Annotated in this window: 17 protein-coding genes; 5 read left to right on the top strand and 12 right to left on the bottom strand. The window is 72.4% G+C overall.

Features of this window, described 5'->3' with window-relative positions:
• Positions 1-84: 84 nt before the first annotated feature.
• The 5 genes from cbiE to DEJ46_RS32245 form a co-directional block, all read right to left on the bottom strand.
• Positions 85-1,374 carry a precorrin-6y C5,15-methyltransferase (decarboxylating) subunit CbiE gene (gene cbiE / locus DEJ46_RS32265; protein ID WP_150272026.1) on the bottom strand — a complete coding sequence of 430 codons (1,290 nt, stop codon included), beginning with the start codon at positions 1,372-1,374 and terminating at the stop codon, positions 85-87.
• A gap of 72 nt (positions 1,375-1,446) precedes the next feature.
• Entirely contained in the window at positions 1,447-2,082 is a 636-nt protein-coding gene (locus DEJ46_RS32260) for a GNAT family N-acetyltransferase (protein WP_150272024.1), read from the bottom strand.
• A gap of 270 nt (positions 2,083-2,352) precedes the next feature.
• Positions 2,353-3,216: a MetQ/NlpA family ABC transporter substrate-binding protein gene (locus DEJ46_RS32255; RefSeq protein ID WP_150272022.1), complete on the bottom strand. Its 864-nt coding sequence runs from the start codon at positions 3,214-3,216 to the stop codon at positions 2,353-2,355.
• A 93-nt stretch (positions 3,217-3,309) separates the two neighbouring features.
• The gene (locus DEJ46_RS32250) at positions 3,310-3,978 is read right to left on the bottom strand and encodes a methionine ABC transporter permease (RefSeq protein WP_150272020.1); all 669 of its coding nucleotides are present in this window, start codon (positions 3,976-3,978) and stop codon (positions 3,310-3,312) included.
• Positions 3,975-5,033, bottom strand: a complete 1,059-nt coding sequence (locus DEJ46_RS32245) for a methionine ABC transporter ATP-binding protein (RefSeq protein WP_150272018.1) — start codon at positions 5,031-5,033, stop codon at positions 3,975-3,977. The genes DEJ46_RS32250 and DEJ46_RS32245 overlap by 4 nt, the downstream gene beginning before the upstream one ends.
• A 653-nt stretch (positions 5,034-5,686) precedes the next feature.
• On the opposite strand from DEJ46_RS32245, the gene DEJ46_RS32240 reads away from it, so the two are divergent.
• Entirely contained in the window at positions 5,687-6,049 is a 363-nt protein-coding gene (locus DEJ46_RS32240) for a hypothetical protein (protein ID WP_150272016.1), read from the top strand.
• A 2-nt stretch (positions 6,050-6,051) separates the two neighbouring features.
• On the top strand, positions 6,052-6,489 hold the full coding sequence (locus DEJ46_RS32235; protein ID WP_150272014.1) for a hypothetical protein: 438 nt from the start codon (positions 6,052-6,054) through the stop codon (positions 6,487-6,489).
• A gap of 31 nt (positions 6,490-6,520) precedes the next feature.
• On the opposite strand, the gene DEJ46_RS32230 is transcribed toward DEJ46_RS32235, so the two are convergent.
• From DEJ46_RS32230 to DEJ46_RS32220, 3 genes are all read right to left on the bottom strand, one after another.
• Positions 6,521-7,015, bottom strand: a complete 495-nt coding sequence (locus tag DEJ46_RS32230; protein ID WP_150272012.1) for a GNAT family N-acetyltransferase — start codon at positions 7,013-7,015, stop codon at positions 6,521-6,523.
• A 37-nt stretch (positions 7,016-7,052) separates the two neighbouring features.
• Positions 7,053-7,667, bottom strand: coding sequence for a sigma-70 family RNA polymerase sigma factor (locus DEJ46_RS32225; RefSeq protein WP_223835249.1), 615 nt, complete (start codon positions 7,665-7,667; stop codon positions 7,053-7,055).
• Positions 7,668-7,780: 113 nt separating this feature from the next.
• Complete coding sequence (locus DEJ46_RS32220; RefSeq protein WP_150272010.1) at positions 7,781-8,953, bottom strand: glycerophosphodiester phosphodiesterase; 1,173 nt, start codon at positions 8,951-8,953, stop codon at positions 7,781-7,783.
• A 223-nt stretch (positions 8,954-9,176) separates the two neighbouring features.
• On the opposite strand from DEJ46_RS32220, the gene DEJ46_RS32215 reads away from it, so the two are divergent.
• Complete coding sequence (locus DEJ46_RS32215; protein WP_055646436.1) at positions 9,177-9,848, top strand: lysophospholipid acyltransferase family protein; 672 nt, start codon at positions 9,177-9,179, stop codon at positions 9,846-9,848.
• Positions 9,849-9,929: 81 nt separating this feature from the next.
• Here the strand turns inward: DEJ46_RS32215 and DEJ46_RS32210 are convergent, their stop codons facing one another.
• From DEJ46_RS32210 to argH, 3 genes are all read right to left on the bottom strand, one after another.
• Positions 9,930-11,474 (bottom strand): MFS transporter, encoded by a 1,545-nt coding sequence (locus tag DEJ46_RS32210; RefSeq protein WP_150272008.1) that lies wholly within the window; start codon positions 11,472-11,474, stop codon positions 9,930-9,932.
• Positions 11,471-12,022 (bottom strand): TetR/AcrR family transcriptional regulator, encoded by a 552-nt coding sequence (locus DEJ46_RS32205; RefSeq protein ID WP_150272006.1) that lies wholly within the window; start codon positions 12,020-12,022, stop codon positions 11,471-11,473. The genes DEJ46_RS32210 and DEJ46_RS32205 overlap by 4 nt, the downstream gene beginning before the upstream one ends.
• A gap of 157 nt (positions 12,023-12,179) precedes the next feature.
• Entirely contained in the window at positions 12,180-13,610 is a 1,431-nt protein-coding gene (gene argH / locus DEJ46_RS32200) for an argininosuccinate lyase (protein ID WP_150272004.1), read from the bottom strand.
• A 186-nt stretch (positions 13,611-13,796) separates the two neighbouring features.
• Here argH and DEJ46_RS32195 point away from each other — a divergent pair, with 186 nt between their 5' ends.
• Positions 13,797-15,032 carry a hypothetical protein gene (locus DEJ46_RS32195; protein WP_150272002.1) on the top strand — a complete coding sequence of 412 codons (1,236 nt, stop codon included), beginning with the start codon at positions 13,797-13,799 and terminating at the stop codon, positions 15,030-15,032.
• Positions 15,033-15,142: 110 nt separating this feature from the next.
• A complete protein-coding gene (locus DEJ46_RS32190; protein ID WP_150272000.1) occupies positions 15,143-15,835 on the top strand; it encodes a L,D-transpeptidase in 693 nt (230 codons plus the stop codon).
• Between the two features lie 35 nt (positions 15,836-15,870).
• Here DEJ46_RS32190 and DEJ46_RS32185 read toward each other — a convergent pair whose 3' ends face one another.
• Positions 15,871-16,404: an arginine repressor gene (locus DEJ46_RS32185; RefSeq protein ID WP_055644505.1), complete on the bottom strand. Its 534-nt coding sequence runs from the start codon at positions 16,402-16,404 to the stop codon at positions 15,871-15,873.
• Between the last annotated feature and the right edge of the window lie 5 nt (positions 16,405-16,409).

Below are 16,409 nucleotides of genomic sequence, written 5' to 3'. Positions count from 1 at the left end.
CAGCCTAGCGAGGGGGACAAATACCGAACGCCCCGGTGCGGTACAACAATCGGCCAGCCTACCTGCCCCCGTGGGGCGGCGGGGTCACGGGGCGCTGTCGCTCCTGCGTCCGGCCAGCAGAAAGACCACCGAACGCTCGCGCTCCGACCAGTCGTCCGGGTCGAGCCCGACGGTCTGGAGGAGGAGGCTCTCCACGGTGTAGCCGCCGTCGGCGAGCGCCGCGCCGACGGCCTCCGCCTCGTCGCGTGTGGAGGCGTGGACGACGATGCGCTCGGGGCGCCGGTCGGTGCAGGCGGTGACGACGGGGACGCCGCCGGCCGCGATGCGTACGACATCCGGTTCGGGCAGGTTCTCCAGGACGTGCGGGGCGCGGCCCGGGACGGTCTGCAGGGGTACGCCGTGGCGGCGGGCGGCCGCCTCGGTGCGGGCGCAGGCGGCCGGGTCGACGTCCACGGCGATGACGGCGGCGCCGAAGCGGGCGGCCTCGACGGCGAAGGCCCCGCCCGCGCAGCCGATGTCCCAGACGAGGTCGCCGACGCGGGGGCCGAGGCGGGCCAGCTGGGCGGCGCGCAGCGCCGGGTCCTCGCCCGCTCCGGGCCGGTTCGGCGGGGCGGCGTCGGCGGGGCGGTGCCCGCGCGGGCCGTACCCCTCGGGGCCGTACCCCTCGGGGGCGTACTCCTCCGCGGGCAGGCCCCAGCCCCGTACGGGCCGGACGGCCGGGTCCTGGCCCATCAGCCAGGGGGCGGCCGGAGCGCCGGCGCCGGCGCCGCCCACTCCCCCGATGACGAGGACGACGTTGGGGTCGCGCCAGGCATGGTCGGCGGCCCTGTCGGAGGTGAGTACGGAGACCCGTTCGCGGTCGGTGCCGAGCTCCTCGCAGATGACGAAGGTGCGGTGGACGCCTTCGAGGAGGAGGGCGAGCTCGGCCGGTCCGGCGCCGGGCGAGGTGAGGACGGCGACCTTGGGGTGGGCACGGCAGACGTTCACGGCGCGGCGCAGGGTGCGCTGGTGGGCGACGACGATCCGGGCGTCCTCCCAGGGCATCCCGGCGCGGGCGAAGGCGGCGGCGACGGAGGAGACGGCGGGGACGACCTCGACCTCCAGGCCGTGGTCGGGGGCGCGCAGGGTGCGGACGACGCCGAAGAAGCCGGGGTCTCCGTCGGCGAGGACGACGGCGGTGCCGCGGTGGCCCGCGATGCGGCGGGCGGCGAGGTCGACGCTGCCGAGGCGGACGCGTTCGGCGGCCGGGGGCACCTCGGGCAGCGCCAGGTGGTGGGCGGCGCCGGCCACGAGGGTGGCGGCGGACAGCGCCGACCTGGCCGCCGAGGTGAGGGGCGAGCCGTCCCAGCCGATCACCGTGACCCGGTCGGCCATCGTCGTCTGTCTCCTGTGGTGTTGTCGCAGGTCGGGGGCGTGCCGAGCGTACCCCGGGTCGACCGCCCGGGCTCAGCTCCAGTCGGTGTACGAGGAGTATCCGGCTTCGGCCATCTGGTCGGCGACGCCGTCGAGGTCCTCGGGGAGGAGGCCCCAGACGATGAAGTCGGTGCGCAGCTCGGTCCAGCTGCCGTCCTCGGTGCGGGCGCGGGCTATGCAGGCGTTGCGCAGGACGCCCTCGCTGATGCAGCCGATCTTCTGGGCGACCTGCTGGGAGGCGGTGTTGTCCGCCGCCGTGCGCAGTTCGAGGCGCTCGAACTTCTGGTCGCCGAAGAGCCACTGGGCGGTGGCGAGCGCGGCTTCGGAGGCGTATCCCTCGCCGCGGGCCCAGGGGGCGACGATGTAGGAGAGCTCGGTGGAGCGAACGCGCCAGTTCGTGTTGCTCAACTGGACGATGCCGACGAGCCGCTGGGTGAGGAACTCGGTGACGGCGAGGTCGAGGCCCCGGCCGGCGGTGCGTTCGGTGGGGGCGTACTCGGCGATCCAGCGGCGGGCGGCTTCCTCGGTGAACGGCTGGGGGACGGCCGTCCACGCGCCGACCATCTCGTCGTTCATCATCTCGGCGAGCGCCGGGGCGTCACCGGCTTCGAGCGCGCGCAGCACCAACCGGTCCGTGTTGATGGAGATGTCCGGAAAGGTGGTAGTCATGCTCAGCTCCATGCCGTGGACCGTCCGAATCGACCGTGAACGCACAGCATGCAGCATGCGGCCGTCGGCGTGCATGGCCGGGTGGGGGTGTGGCGAAGGCCCCGCGCACCGGACGGGGTGCGGGGGCCTTCTGCACAAGAACTGTACGGGGGAACCGGTCTGACGGTTCCTCGGATTCCGGAAGTCTTGCCCGGCGCCCTGGCGGACGCCTGACTCGGCACCTTGCGCGGCGCCTTGCCTGCTGCCCCGCGCGGCGCCTTGCTTGCCGCCCTACTTGGCGACGGCTCCGAAGGCCGGGATGACCGAACCCTTGTACGTGTCCTCGATGTACTTCTTCACCTCGGGCGAGTTGAGGAGCTTGGCGAGCTTCTGCACGCGGGCGTCCTTCTCGTTGCCCTCCTTGACGGCGAGGAAGTTGGCGTACGGGTTGCCGTCGGCCTTCTCCAGGACGAGGGCGTCCTTCGCCGGCTGGAGCTTGGCCTCGATGGCGTAGTTGCCGTTGATGACGGCGGCGTCCACGTCGTTCAGGGCGCGGGGCACGGTGGCGGCCTCCAGCTCCTTGAACTCCAGGCCCTTCTTGTCCGTGATGTCGGAGAGCTTGGCGTTGGTGCCGACACCCGGCTTGATGGTGATCAGGCCGTTCTCGGCGAGCAGCTGGAGCGCGCGGCCGCCGTTGGTGGTGTCGTTGGGGACGGCGATCGTCTGGCCCGCCTTGATGTCCTTCACCGACTTGAGGCTCTTGGAGTAGAGGCCCAGCGGCTCCAGGTGGACGTTGACCACGGGGACGATGGTGGTCTTGTTCTTCTGGTTGAAGTCGTCGAGGTACGGCTTGTGCTGGAAGAAGTTGGCGTCGACCTGGCCGGACTGGGTGGCGGTGTTCGGCAGGACGTAGTCCGTGAACTCCTTCACCTCCAGCTTCAGGCCTTCCTTCTCGGCCAGGTTGTCCTTGACGTAGTTGAGGATGTCGGCGTGCGGCGTCGGGGACGCGGCGACGACGAGCGGCTTGGAGGTGTCGCCGGAGCCGGCCGAGTCCTTGGCGGACGACGGGTCCGAGGAGGTGCCGCAGGCCGTGAGGCCGAGGGCGAGGGCGGCGGTGGCGGCGATACCGGCGGTGAGCTTGATGTTCTTACGCACGAAGAGTGCCTCTTTCCGGTGGTGCGGTGGACGCCTGGACAACAAGTCCGGGCTGTTCTTCGAAAAAACGAAGTCTGGGTGGCCGGGGGGCCGTTACGCGGTACGGCCCCGGCGGGCGAGGAGTCGGACGACTCCGTCGCCGATGAGCTGGACGACGGTCACGATCAGGACGAGGACGACGACCGTGACGAGCATGAACGTCGTGTCGAAGCGCTGGTATCCGTAGGTGACGGCCTTGGAGCCGAGGCCTTCGCCGCCGACCGCGCCGGCCATGGCCGAGTAGCCGATGAGCACGATCACCGTGGTGGTGACGCCCGAGACGAGCGAGGGCAGGGCCTGCGGGAGCAGCACCTTGCGGACGATGGTGGGAATGCCGCCGCCCATGGCCTGCACGGCCTCGACGAGCCCGTGGTCGACTTCGCGGATCGCCGTCTCGACGAGTCGCGCGAAGAAGGGGATGGCGCCGATGGCGAGCGGCACGATCATCGCGGTGGGACCGATGAAGGTGCCGACGACGAAGGTGGTGAACGGGATCAGGGCGATCAGGAGGATGATGAAGGGCAGCGAACGCCCGATGTTCACGATCGCACCGACGATCTTGTTCACCGGCCGGTTCTGCAGCAGTCCGCCCTTGTCCGTGAGGACGAGGAGGATGCCGAGCGGCAGGCCGCCGAGCACGGTGACGACGGTGGCCCAGAGGACCATGTAGAGCGTGTCGACGGTGCCCTGCTCAAGCAGTGGCTGCATCTCGGACCAGGTCACTTGGCACCTTCCTTGGCCAGAACGGGCACGGTGTCCGCCGCGGCGGCGTCCTCGGCTTCGACGAGTTCGACCTGGAGGCCCTGCTCGCGCAGGAAGCCGACCGGGACGACGTTGTCCTCGTACCGTCCGGGGAGCTCGATCCGCATCCGGCCGATCTGCTTCCCGCCCACGGTGTCCATCGCCGCCCCGAGGATCGAGATGTCGATGTTGTAGGTACGGGAGAGCTGGGAGATGACCGGCTGGGTCGCGGACTCGCCCTGGAAGGTGACGTCGACGACCGTGCGGTCGGGGCCGGTGGGTGCGCCGCTGACCGGGAAGAGCTCGGCCGCCAGCTGGGAGCCGGGGGTGGCGAGCAGTTCGGTGACGGTGCCGGACTCGACCACGCGGCCGCGCTGCATCAGGGCGGCGGAGTCGCAGATCGTCTTGACGACGTCCATCTCGTGCGTGATGAGCAGGACGGTGAGGCCGAGCTGCTGGTTGAGGTCGCGCAGGAGCTGGAGGATCGAGCGGGTCGTCTCCGGGTCGAGGGCGCTGGTGGCCTCGTCGGAGAGGAGGACCTTGGGCTCGCCGGCGAGGGCACGGGCGATGCCGACGCGCTGCTTCTGGCCGCCGGAGAGCTGGCCCGGGTAGGACTTGGCCTTGTCGGCGAGGCCGACGAGGTCGAGAAGTTCGAGGGCGCGTCGGGAGCGCTCGGCGCCGGAGACGCCGAGGATCTCCAGGGGGAGCTCGATGTTGTCCTTGACCGTGCGGGAGGACAGCAGGTTGAAGTGCTGGAAGACCATGCCGATGCTGCTGCGCGCCCGGCGCAGGTCCTTCCCGGCGCGGCGGCCCCTTCCGGCGAGGGCGGTGAGGTCGGTTCCGTCGACGGTCACGGTGCCGGAGGTGGGGCGCTCCAGAAGGTTGACGCAGCGGATGAGCGAGGACTTGCCGGCGCCGCTCTGGCCGATCACGCCGAAGACCTCGCCCTCGCGGACGTGCAGGTCGACGCCGTCCAGAGCGGTGACCTGGCGGCCGCGCGACTCGTAGACCTTGGTCAGGCCCGAAGTGGTGATCACAGGGTTTCCGTCACTGTCGAGTGCGCGGCGCGGGGTCCGCCGGGCACGGGGCATTCGTCGTTCGGACAGTCAGGCGCACGGAGGCCGTCCGGCGGGTGGCCGGGGGCAGCGGGTGCGCGGGGCAGGCACGGTCCACCGCCGGATGGCGGGAGGATCGGCTCGGCCGTCGAGTCTCGCTTCGGGGCGCGAGACGCTGGCGGGGGCCCTCAGAAGGCGCACATTCGACACATACAACGAGCACCGGGCGTCGTGATCGCCTCGGTCGCAAGGGTGCGGCTGCTCGTCGTGGTCATGTCTGCAAGTAAAGCATGCGCACTCGCGAACGAAAGGGGGGTGTCCGAATACCGGACGGCTCTGAGACGACATGCGGACACCGACCGGGGCGGGCCCGGGCGCCGATTCCACCCGGTGCGGCCTGCGGGGACGGGGTGGGCCGGGGTGCCGGCGGTGCGGTTCGGCAGCGGTGGCGAGGGGCGGGTGTGGTCAAGACCACCTTCCGCTCGCGCGGCGGCGGGAGCGCGCGCCTCGGGACGGGAGGCGGGGGGCGGGAGCGCACGCTTCGGGCCGGAAGGCGCGGGCGGGAGCGAGCGCATCGGGCCGGGAGGCAGGGGGCGAGCGCATCGGGCCTTTCCGACCGTAATACCCTCGGGCGCATGCTCGACGCCCTGACGGTCACGGTCTCCGTGGCCGCGCTCGCCCTCGCCGCCTGGTGCGGCTTCGCCGCCTTCCGGGACCAGCCGACCAAGGACTGGCACTTCATCGGTATGGCCGTCGTGACCTTCCTGGTCCTGACCCAGCTGGTCGTCGGCATCGTGCAGCTGGTGCGCGGCGAGAAGGCCGAGGAGGGCGCGACGATCTTCGTCGCCTATCTGCTGGGCGCGCTGTGCGCGGTGCCGATCGCCGGCTTCATGTCGCTCGCGGAGCGCAGCCGGTGGGGCTCGGCGACGGTGGCCGCGGGTGCGGTCGTCCTGGCCGTGCTCGAAGTGCGCCTCTACGACATCTGGACGGTGGGCTGACCATGACCGAGACGCAGGAGAAGGCGGCGCAGGGCAAGAGGACCCGTCTCGTCTCGGGCCCGGGCATCCTGCTCGTCTGGCTGTACGGCGTGATGTCGGTCGGCGCGGTCTCCCGCTCGATCTACCAGATCGCGACCGAGTTCGACCGGGCGCCGCTCGCGTACGGCCTCTCGGCGGTGGCCGCGGTCGTCTACGCCTTCATCACCTACACCCTGGTACGGGGTGGGGAGACGGCCCGCAGGGCGGCGCTGGTCTGCTGCGCCGCCGAGCTCGCGGGCGTGCTGGTCGTGGGGACCTGGACGCTGGTCGAGCCGTCCGCCTTCCCGGACGCGACGGTCTGGTCGGACTACGGCTACGGCTACCTCTTCATTCCGGTCCTGCTGCCGCTGACCGGCATCTGGTGGCTGCGGAGGTCGCGCGCGGTGACGGCCGCCGCCTGACGGCGCGGCGGCCCGTCGGGCCGCCGCGCCGTCAGGCGGCGGCCTTCTCCAGGGTCACCAGGGTGAGCTTGGGGCCCAGCTCGCGGGCCGACACCTGTGCGTACCCCTTGCTGCGGTAGAGCCGCAGATTGCCCTCGCTGCGGTGGCCGGTGAAGAGCTGGAAGCGCTTGGCGGAGGGCGCGGCCGGTGCGGTCTCGGCGGCGAAGTGGCGCTCGATGCCGTCGAGGAGGCGGCCTCCGAGGCCGTGGCGACGCATGCGCGGGTGGACGATCAGCTTGGCGATGTGCACCGTGCCGTCCTCGTCGAGACGGGCCCGCACCGAGGCGACGACCTCGTCGCCGAGCCGGGCCACCAGGCCGTACCCCTCGTCCAGTTCGGCGCGCAGGGCGTCGAGCGACTGGGTGAGCGGTTCGATGGACCAGTCTCCGTACAGCTCCGCCTCGCTCTGGTAGCAGAGGTACTGCAGCTTCAGGATGTGCTCCGCGTCCTGCGCGTCCGCTGCTGAGATGGTCACACTCAGGCCCATGTGTGCACGCCTCCCGCTCATGTGGTTCGCCGTCGGTTTATCGCACCCTTCCCCGTCGGCCGGGGGCGGGAACCTCTGCAGCGAGCATTCTGCGCAGGCATCCCAGGCAACGGGAACGCATCGGCCCCAAACTGCCTTGTGAGATACCCAACTCTCCTGCGATTTCTCGGTAGGTGGGGTCCTGCGGATCGAGCATCGCGGTGAGCAGGCGCGGGCACCGGCCAGGCGTTCGAGTGACGGCGGCGCGCAGGGTGCGGTGGCGTTCGGCGACGAGCAGGGAGGTCTCCGGGGAGCCGTGCGGTCCTTCGGAGTCCGGGGGCGGGGCGGGCTCGTCCTGGTAGGGGCGCTCCCGGTCGGTGGTCCGGCGGGCGCGGCGGGCCTCGGCGCGGACGGCGCGGCGCAGCCAGTCGGCGGGGTGCTCGGGTGCGCCCGTCTCCTGGAGGCGCTCCAGGAGACGGAGCCAGACGGCCTGTTCGAGGTCACCGGGGTCGACGCCGGCGGCCGGGGCCTCGGCGTCCGACTCGGCGGCGAGCAGCGGGGCGAGGGCGGCGAGGAGGCCGGGGGTCTCGGTGTCGGCGGGGGGCGCGGGGGTGGTCCCGGCGGTCGGATGTGTCTCGGGGGCCGGCGGGGATGTGGTCTCGGGGGGCGTCATGACCGGCACGATGTCCGGGTGCGCGGGCGCGGTTGCGGTGCGGGGGTTAAACCACCCGGGAGGAGGCCGTTCGGCGCGGCGGCCGGGCCGAACGGCCCCCTCCCCGGGCTCCGTCAGCCTCGGGCGGCGGCGGTGAAGTCCGCCGCGGCGAGCAGTGCCGTGTCGGGGTTGTCGGAGAAGATGCCGTCGATCCCCGTCTCCAGGTACCGCTTCAGGGCGCCGAAGGAGTCGCCGTAGGCCGTCGGGTCCGTGCCCCGGCGGAAGTCGGCGGGCAGGAAGCTGTTCTCGTTGCGGTGCGTGTACGGGTGCAGGATCAGCCCCTCGGCGTGCGCGTCGCGGACGAGGGTGGTCGGGGTGCCGAGGCGCCCGGTCGCGTCCTTCGGGATCACCAGGTCGAGCGTGGGGCCGATGCCCTTCGCGTACGAGGCGATCCAGCTCAGGCCCGCGGGCGTGACCAGGTCGGCGACCGTGCGCGGGTCCCCGGCCTGGACGAAGTCCCAGGGGCGGCTGCTCGCGGCGGAGAGCAGGACCACTCCCGGGGAGTCGACCAGCTTCGCCAGGCGCTGGATGCTGCTGGGCTCGAAGGACTGGAGGAAGACCGGGGAGTTCGCGCGGTGGCGTCCGTACCGGCGCAGGAGCTTGGCGAGCCGCTCCTCCAGGCCGAGGCCGAGGGAGCGGAAGTAGGTGGGGTGCTTGGTCTCGACGTGCAGCCAGACGTCGCGGCCCCGGCGGCGGCCCTCCTCCTCGGCCCAGCGCAGCACCTCCTCGAAGGTGGGGATCGTCCAGCGGCCGTCGTAGAGGGTGTTCTCCTGGCGGGTGCCGGGGATCCGCTCCTTCGCCCGCAGCGTCTTGAGCTCGGCGAGCGTGAAGTCCTCGGTGAACCAGCCGGTGAACGTGGTGCCGTCGACGCTCTTGCTGGTCCTGCGGGAGGCGAACTCGGGGTGGTCGGCGACGTCGGTGGTCCCGGTGATGTCGTTCTCGTGGCGGCAGACGAGGTGCCCGTCGCGGGTGGGGACGAGGTCCTGCTCGATGACGTGGGCGCCGAGGTCGAGGGCGTGCCGGTAGGAGCCGAGGGTGTGCTCGGGGCGGTAGCCGCTGGCGCCGCGGTGGGCGATGACGGTGGGGACCGGGAGGGAGCGGTAGCCGTGGCCGTGGCCCTCGCCCCGGACCTCGGCGGCGTGGGCGGTGCCCGTGGGGAGGGCCGTCGAGGCCCCCAGTACCGCAGCGGCTCCGGCCGCTCCGAGAACGGTCCGCCGTGCCGGGGTCCGGCGCTCGCCCTGGGTCATGAAGGCTCCTCGTGTGTGATGTCCCGCACCTGTCAACGGGGAGCTCCGACGCTAGGCAAGGTGGCCCTACAAAGGGCAGACCTGCGTCGAACATGGCGGAAACACGCGTCAACACCGTGTATCCATTCGGTGAACCCGATGTGCGTACGGCGGTGACCCGCGAGTATCGTCGCCAGCTGCACCGTCAGCTGGTCCGACCCCGCGCGTCACCCCGGAGGAACCGTTGTCCCGTCTCGCGATCATCAAGGCAGTGCTCGGGCCGGTCATGCGCCTGATGTTCCGCCCCCGCGTGGAGGGCGCCGAGAACATCCCCGGTGACGGTCCCGTCATCCTCGCGGGCAACCACCTGACCTTCATCGACTCGATGATCATGCCGATCTGCCTGGACCGTCAGGTCTTCTTCATCGGCAAGGACGAGTACGTGACGGGCAAGGGCATCAAGGGCCGGGCGATGGCCTGGTTCTTCACCAGCGTCGGCATGATCCCGGTGGACCGGGACGGCGGGCGCGGCGGTGTGGCGGCGCTGATGACCGGGCGGCGGGTCCTGGAGGAGGGCAAGATCTTCTCGATCTACCCGGAGGGCACCCGCTCCCCCGACGGCCGGCTGTACCGGGGCCGTACGGGCATCGCGCGCCTCACGCTGATGACCGGAGCGCCGGTGGTGCCGTTCGCGATGATCGGCACCGACAAGATCCAGCCGGGCGGGGCGGGGCTGCCGCGCCCGGGCAAGGTGACGGTCCGCTTCGGCGAGCCGATGGAGTTCTCGCGGTACGACGGGATGGACCGCGACCGGTACGTCCTGCGGGCGGTGACGGACTCGGTGATGGCCGAGGTGATGCGGCTCTCCGGGCAGGAGTACGTGGACATGTACGCCACCAAGGCGAAGGCCGCGTGACCCTCTGACGCACGTGGCGGTGCCCCCGTACAGTCCTGCTGTACGGGGGCACCGTCGCGTTTCCGGCCGTGCGGCGTGGCGTCAGTGCTCGACGCCGTCCGCCAGCTTCTGGCCCCTGAGCAGGAACCAGGCCGCGACCGCCGTCGCGAGGAGGACCGCGGCGCCGACGCCTGCCGCGATCCGCAGGCCGTCGACGAACGCGTCCTGCGCCGCCGTGACCAGGGCCGTCGCGGTGTCCGGCGCGAGGGTGCCGGAGGCCTCGACCGCGCCGCCGAGCGACTCGTGGGCGGCCGACGCGACCTCGGAGGGGACGCCGGCCGGGGTGGCGAAGCCCTGGTAGACGCCGGTCACGATGGAGCCGAGGACGGCGATGCCGAGGGCGGCGCCGAGCTCGTATGCCGTCTCGGAGACGGCGGAGGCGGAACCGGCCTGCTCCTTGGGGACGCTGGAGAGGATCACGTCGGCGGTGACGGTGAACGCGAATCCGGCGCCCACGCCGACGACGAGCAGGGCGGCGCCGAGCAGCGGGTAGCCGGTCTTCTGGTCGAGCGTCGTCAGGACGGCGAGGGAGAGGCCGACCGCCGCGAGGCCGCCGGCCACCACGGCCCGTACGGAGAAGCGACGGGCCACGAGGCCTGCGATCAGTCCGGCCGTGACCGCGCCGACCGCGGCGGGGAGCTCGGCGAGACCGGCCTCCAGGGGCTGGCGGCCCTGGACCAGCTGGAAGAACTGGGACAGGAAGAAGACCAGGCCGGAGAGGCCGAGGATGGTCAGCAGGTCGGCGAGGACGGCGCCGGAGAATCCGCGGTTGCGGAAGAGGCGCATGTCGAGGAGCGGCGCGGGCAGGGTGAGCTGCCGGCGGACGAACCAGGTCAGGGCTCCGGCACCGATGAGGGCAGCGGCACCGGCGTCCAGGGAGGGGCCGTGCGAGGCCAGCTCCTTGACGGCGTACACGATGCCGATCATGCCGACGAGGGACAGGCCGACGCTGGGGAGGTCCCAGGGGCCCGGGTGCGGGTTCTTCGACTCGGGGATCAGCTTGATGCCGACGAGGACGAGGACCGCCATGACGGGCAGGTTGATGAGGAAGACCGAGCCCCACCAGAAGTGCTCCAGGAGGAATCCGCCGACGACCGGTCCGACGGCGGCACCGGCCGAGGCCATGGCGCCCCAGATGCCGATGGCGAGGCTGCGCTCGCGCGGGTCGTGGAAGAGGTTCCGGATGAGCGCCAGGGTGGACGGCATCAGAGTGGCGCCGGCGACGCCGAGGAGCGCGCGGGCCACGATCATCATCTCGGGGCTGGTCGCGTAGGCGTTCAGCACGGAGACGGCGCCGAAGGCGGTGGCGCCGATCAGCAGCAGCTTCTTGCGGCCGATGCGGTCGCCGAGGCTGCCCATCGAGACCAGGAGTCCGGCGATGACGAACGAGTAGACGTCGCCGATCCAGAGCAGCTGGGTGCCGGAGGGTTCGAGGTCCTCGGAGAGGAAGGGGGTGGCGAGGCCCAGCACCGTGGCGTCGACCGCCACGAGGAGGACGGCCAGGACGAGAACGGAAAGGGCGAGCCACCGACCGGGGCGGCGCACGCCCTCGATATGGTCCGGGTGCTTGATGGTGCTGATGCTCACTTCTCCACGCTCCTGCGCGCTCCGCCGAGCAGCAGCTCGACGATCATGTACTGGAAGTCCTTGGCGGCGACCCGGCCGTCCTGCACGGCCCAGGCGCCGGAACCGATGAGCCCGTAGAAGGCCTCGGTGAGCCAGGCGGGGGTCAGGTCGATCCGGAAGGTGCCCTCTTCCTGGCCGCGCCGGAAGAGGTCGGAGACCCGGGCGTCGAGGCGGGCCCAGCCTTCGTTCTGCTGGTCGCCCTCGAAGAGCTGGTTCTCGGTCACGAGGAACGACAGCAGGGGCGCGACGGGTTCCACCTCGGCGACGAGCCTCCGTACGGCCTCGTCCGCGGGACCTTCGCCGGTCCGCGCCCGGTCCTGAGCCGCCTCCAGCTCCTGGATCCCGAGCTCTTCGAGCGCCCGCACGAGCGCGTCCCGCCCGGCGAACTGCCGGTGCAGCGTGGCCCGACCGATCCCGGCGGCCCGCGCGACCTCGTCCATGGTGGCGGTCGCCTTGCGGGAGAGCAGGGCGGCTGCGGCACGGAGCACCTGGGTGCGATCGACTGACATGAGACGACCATACACCGAATGAGACATCAATGTCTCACTCAATTCCTCAGTGTCTCAAAAAGTGCCGGAAGGCCCCGTGGCACGGAGAAACGACGACAGCGCCGCCGCCCGGAGTGGGCGGCGGCGCTGTGATGGGTTGAGGGGCGCTGCTGCGGGGCTACTTCTGCTTGGCGGTGGCCCAGGCGTGCTGGATCACCAGGTCCGCCTTGACCTCGACGAGCTGGGTGGCGACCGCCGAGGGGGCGGTGCCGCCGCGGCCGTCGCGGGAGGCGAGGGCGCCGGGGACGTTGAGGACCGTGCGGACCTCGGGGGTGAGGTGCTCGGAGATCTTGGCGAACTGCTCGTCCGTGAGCTCGTCCAGCTCCTTGCCCTCGGACTCGGCGACCTTCACGCACTCGCCGGCGACCTCGTGCGCCACCCGGAACGGCACGCCCTGCTTGACCAGCCACTCGGCGATGTCGGTGGCGAGCGAGAAGCCGGCCGGGGCCAGTTCCTCCATGCGCTCGCGGTTGACCGTGAGCGTGGCCATCATGCCGGTGAAGGCGGGGAGCAGGACCTCCAGCTGGTCGCAGGAGTCGAAGACCGGCTCCTTGTCCTCCTGGAGGTCGCGGTTGTACGCGAGCGGGAGGGCCTTGAGGGTGGCGAGCAGGCCCGTCAGGTTGCCGATGAGGCGGCCCGACTTGCCCCGCGCCAGCTCGGCGATGTCCGGGTTCTTCTTCTGCGGCATGATCGACGAGCCGGTGGAGAAGGCGTCGTGCAGGGTCACGAAGGAGAACTCCTTCGTGTTCCAGATGATGATCTCCTCCGCGATCCGGGAGAGGTTCACCCCGATCATCGCCGTGATGAAGGCGAACTCCGCCACGAAGTCGCGCGAGGCCGTGCCGTCGATCGAGTTGCCGACCGAACCGCGCTCGAAGCCGAGGTCCTTGGCGACCGCCTCCGGGTCGAGCCCGAGCGAGGAGCCCGCGAGGGCGCCGGAGCCGTACGGGGAGACGGCCGTCCGGGTGTCCCACTGCCGCAGCCGCTCGGCGTCCCGCGAGAGGGACTGGGCGTGGGCCAGGACGTGGTGGGCGAAGAGCACCGGCTGCGCGTGCTGGAGGTGCGTACGGCCGGGCATGGCGACGTCCGCGTGCGTCTCGGCGAGGCCGACCAGGGCGTCCTGGAGCTCGGCGACGAGGCCGCCGATGATCCGGGCGTGATCCCGGAGGTACATCCGGAAGAGGGTGGCGACCTGGTCGTTCCGGGACCGGCCGGCGCGCAGCTTGCCGCCGAGGTCCGGGCCGAGCCGCTCCAGCAGGCCACGCTCCAGCGCGGTGTGGACGTCCTCGTCGGCAATGGTGCCGACGAAGGAGCCGTCGGCGACGTCACCCTCCAGCTGGTCGAGGCCCGCGAGCATGCGGGTCAGCTCGTCCTCGGTGAGCAGGCCCGCCTTGTGCAGCACACGCGCGTGGGCGCGGGAGCCGGCGATGTCGTACGGCGCGAGACGCCAGTCGAAGTGGACCGACGCGGACAGCTTCGCAAGGGCCTCGGCGGGGCCGTCGGCGAACCGGCCGCCCCAGAGCCGGACGTCACCGTTGTTGCTGCTCACTGCTGCTCCTCGGGAGGGTGGGTGTACGTGTGCGGGTCGCGCCGGGCGGCCGTCGCGCGCCCTCTGGTAGGCATAACTATGCGATGCACCGTATGTTTTGTCAATGCGGTGCCTGTCGGGTCGGTGTCGGCACGGCGATCCCGTAGTTCCGGAGCGTCCCCAAGCCCCTGGACCTAGGCTCCCGTCATGTCGAGCAGCGCGCACGCGGACGTCACGGATCTCCTCGCCCGAGCCCTGGAGGGGCCCGACCCCGGCGCGTGGGCCGAGCTGGACGCGCAGGTCCGGGGTCTGGTCCGGTGCGGCAGTCTCCGTCCGGTGCCGGGCGAGCCGCTCTCCGCCACGCCGCCCGGGCAGCCCGCCGTCCTCGAACTGGCCCTCGCCCTGTGCGCCCCCGACGGCCGGACCCGGGAGGCCGCCCTTCCCCATGTCGCCCGCGCCCCGGCGCTCCTCCCCCTTGTCGTCATCCGGTGCGCCGACTGGGCCGAGCCGGTACGGGAGCGGGCCCGGGCCCTGCTGGGCGCGGAGCTGCCCGGTCTCGCACCCGAGGCGCTCACCGCCGTGGCCTCCGTCGCCCTCCGGGAGGGCCGGCGGCTGCGCGGCGAGGCCGCGCGCGAGCTGCTGACCGCGTGGCTCCGCGAGGTTCCGGAGGGGCGGCTGGCCCCGCTGCTCGCCGCCGAGGACCGGGCCCTTCGCCGGCTCGCGCACCGGGTCGCGATCGAGCGCGGCCTCCTGTCCCCCGCCCGGCTCGCCGCGATCGCCGCCACCGACCTCGACGTGGTCGTCCAGGACGTGTGCGCGAGCGCGGCGATCGCCGCCGCGGGCGACGCCGTCGACGAGACGGTTCTCGCCCCTTTGCTGGCCTCCCACGTCGGCCGCGTGCGGGCGGCGGGCGTGACGGCGCTGCGCCGGGGCGGGCGGGCCGCCGGTGCCGAGCCGTTCCTGTACGACCGCTCCGCGCTCGTCCGGGCCTGCGCCCGCTGGGCCCTCCGGGAGGCGGGCACGGATCCGCTGCCGCTCTACCGGGCCGCCTGCGCGTCCGGGGAGCCGACGCCCGACTTCGCTCCGACGGGGCTCGCCGAGTGCGGCGACCGGGTCGCGGACGCGCCGGCGCTCTGGTCGCTGACCGCGCACGAACGGCCCCGGGTGCGGGCCTCCGCCGTGGTGGGACTGCGGCTGCTCGACGCCGTCCGGTTCCCCCGGCTCGCACCGCTGCTCGACGACGAATCGCCCCGGGTCGTACGCGAGACGCGGAAGGCGCTGGCTCCCTGGGACGACCACCTCCCGGCCGTTGACCCGACACCGGTACCGGCGCCACGCCCGGTACCCGTCGGCGTGCCGAAGGACGCACCTGTCCCCGAGCCGTGTTCATGGGTCCGGCGGGTGCTCGGGGTCGCCCGTCGGCGCGGGACCGGCCGGGGCTGACCGGGACCGGCCGGAGCGGAGCGGGGCGGACCGGCCACCGTCACCAACACCGCCACCGAACGGCCGCGTACGAGGGGCGGCGCCGGCGGGTGCGGCCTAGCGTCGCGCCCATGCGCGTCTTCCTCGCCCTCGGTGCCGCCCTGCTCTCCCTGGGCGCCGCCCCCGCCCCCGTACCCCCGCCGCTGCCCGCGCGGATGGCGGACACCGGCGGGGGCTCGCAGCTGATCACGGCCGAGGCCGCCCGTACGGGTGCCACCACGGGGACGCTCACCTGGTGGGACCGGCGCGGCGGGCGGTGGGTGAAGGCCGGTTCCGCGCCCGCGCGCTTCGGCGCCAGCGGGCTCGTCGAGGGGGCCCGGCGCCGGCAGGGCACGAACACCACGCCCACCGGGCTCTACCGGCTGCCGTACGCCTTCGGGGTGCGGGCACGGCCCGCCGGGACCCGCTTCCCGTACGTCCGGGTCACCGAGCGCTCCTGGTGGTGCCAGGACAACGACTCCCGTGCGTACAACCGACGGGTCGAGGGCCTGCCCCGGGACTGCCGGGCCGCCGAGGCCGAGCACCTCGTCTCGTACGGCACGCAGTACGCGCACGCGCTCGTCGTCGGCTTCAACTACGACCGTCCGGTGCGCGGACGCGGCGCCGGGATCTTTCTGCACGTCAACGGCCGTGGTGCGACGGCCGGTTGCGTCTCCGTACCGGCCGACGCCATGCGCGCGGTCCTCGCCTGGGCGGACCCCGCGCGCCGGCCGCACATCGCCGTCGGCACGCGGAGCGGTCCGACGGCGATCACCCGGTACTGACCGGACGGGCCTTAGTGCGTCAGGTCAGCGTCAGGTCAGCCCTTCTGCGCGAGGCGCAGCAGGTGGTCGGCGAGCGCCTGGCCGCCCGTCGGGTCCCGGCTGATCAGCAGGAGCGTGTCGTCGCCCGCGATCGTGCCGAGGATCGCGTGGAGTTCGGCCTGGTCGATGGCCGACGCGAGGAACTGGGCAGCGCCCGGCGGGGTCCGCAGCACCACCAGGTTGGCGGAGGCCTCGGCGGAGATCAGCAGTTCGCCGGAGAGGCGCCGCATGCGCTCCTCCTTGGCGGACTCGCCGAGCGGGGCCTGCGGGGTGCGGAAGCCGCCCTCGCTGGGCACCGCGTAGATCAGCTCTCCACCGGTGTTGCGGATCTTCACCGCGCCGAGCTCGTCGAGGTCGCGGGAGAGCGTCGCCTGAGTGACGCTCAGCCCGTCGTCCGCGAGGAGCTTGGCGAGCTGGCTCTGCGAGCGCACAGGCTGGCGGTTGAGGATGTCGACGATCCTGCGGTGGCGTGCGGTGCGGGTCTGCGGAACGGACGGCCCGCCGTGCTCGTTCTCCTGCGCGTCGGTCATCGTCG

Origin of the sequence: Streptomyces venezuelae (assembly GCF_008642375.1) — a bacterium.
In the GTDB taxonomy this organism is placed as follows: domain Bacteria; phylum Actinomycetota; class Actinomycetes; order Streptomycetales; family Streptomycetaceae; genus Streptomyces; species Streptomyces venezuelae_G.
Note: the sequence above shows the minus strand (reverse complement) of the source record. Positions and strands in the feature narration are given on the sequence as shown.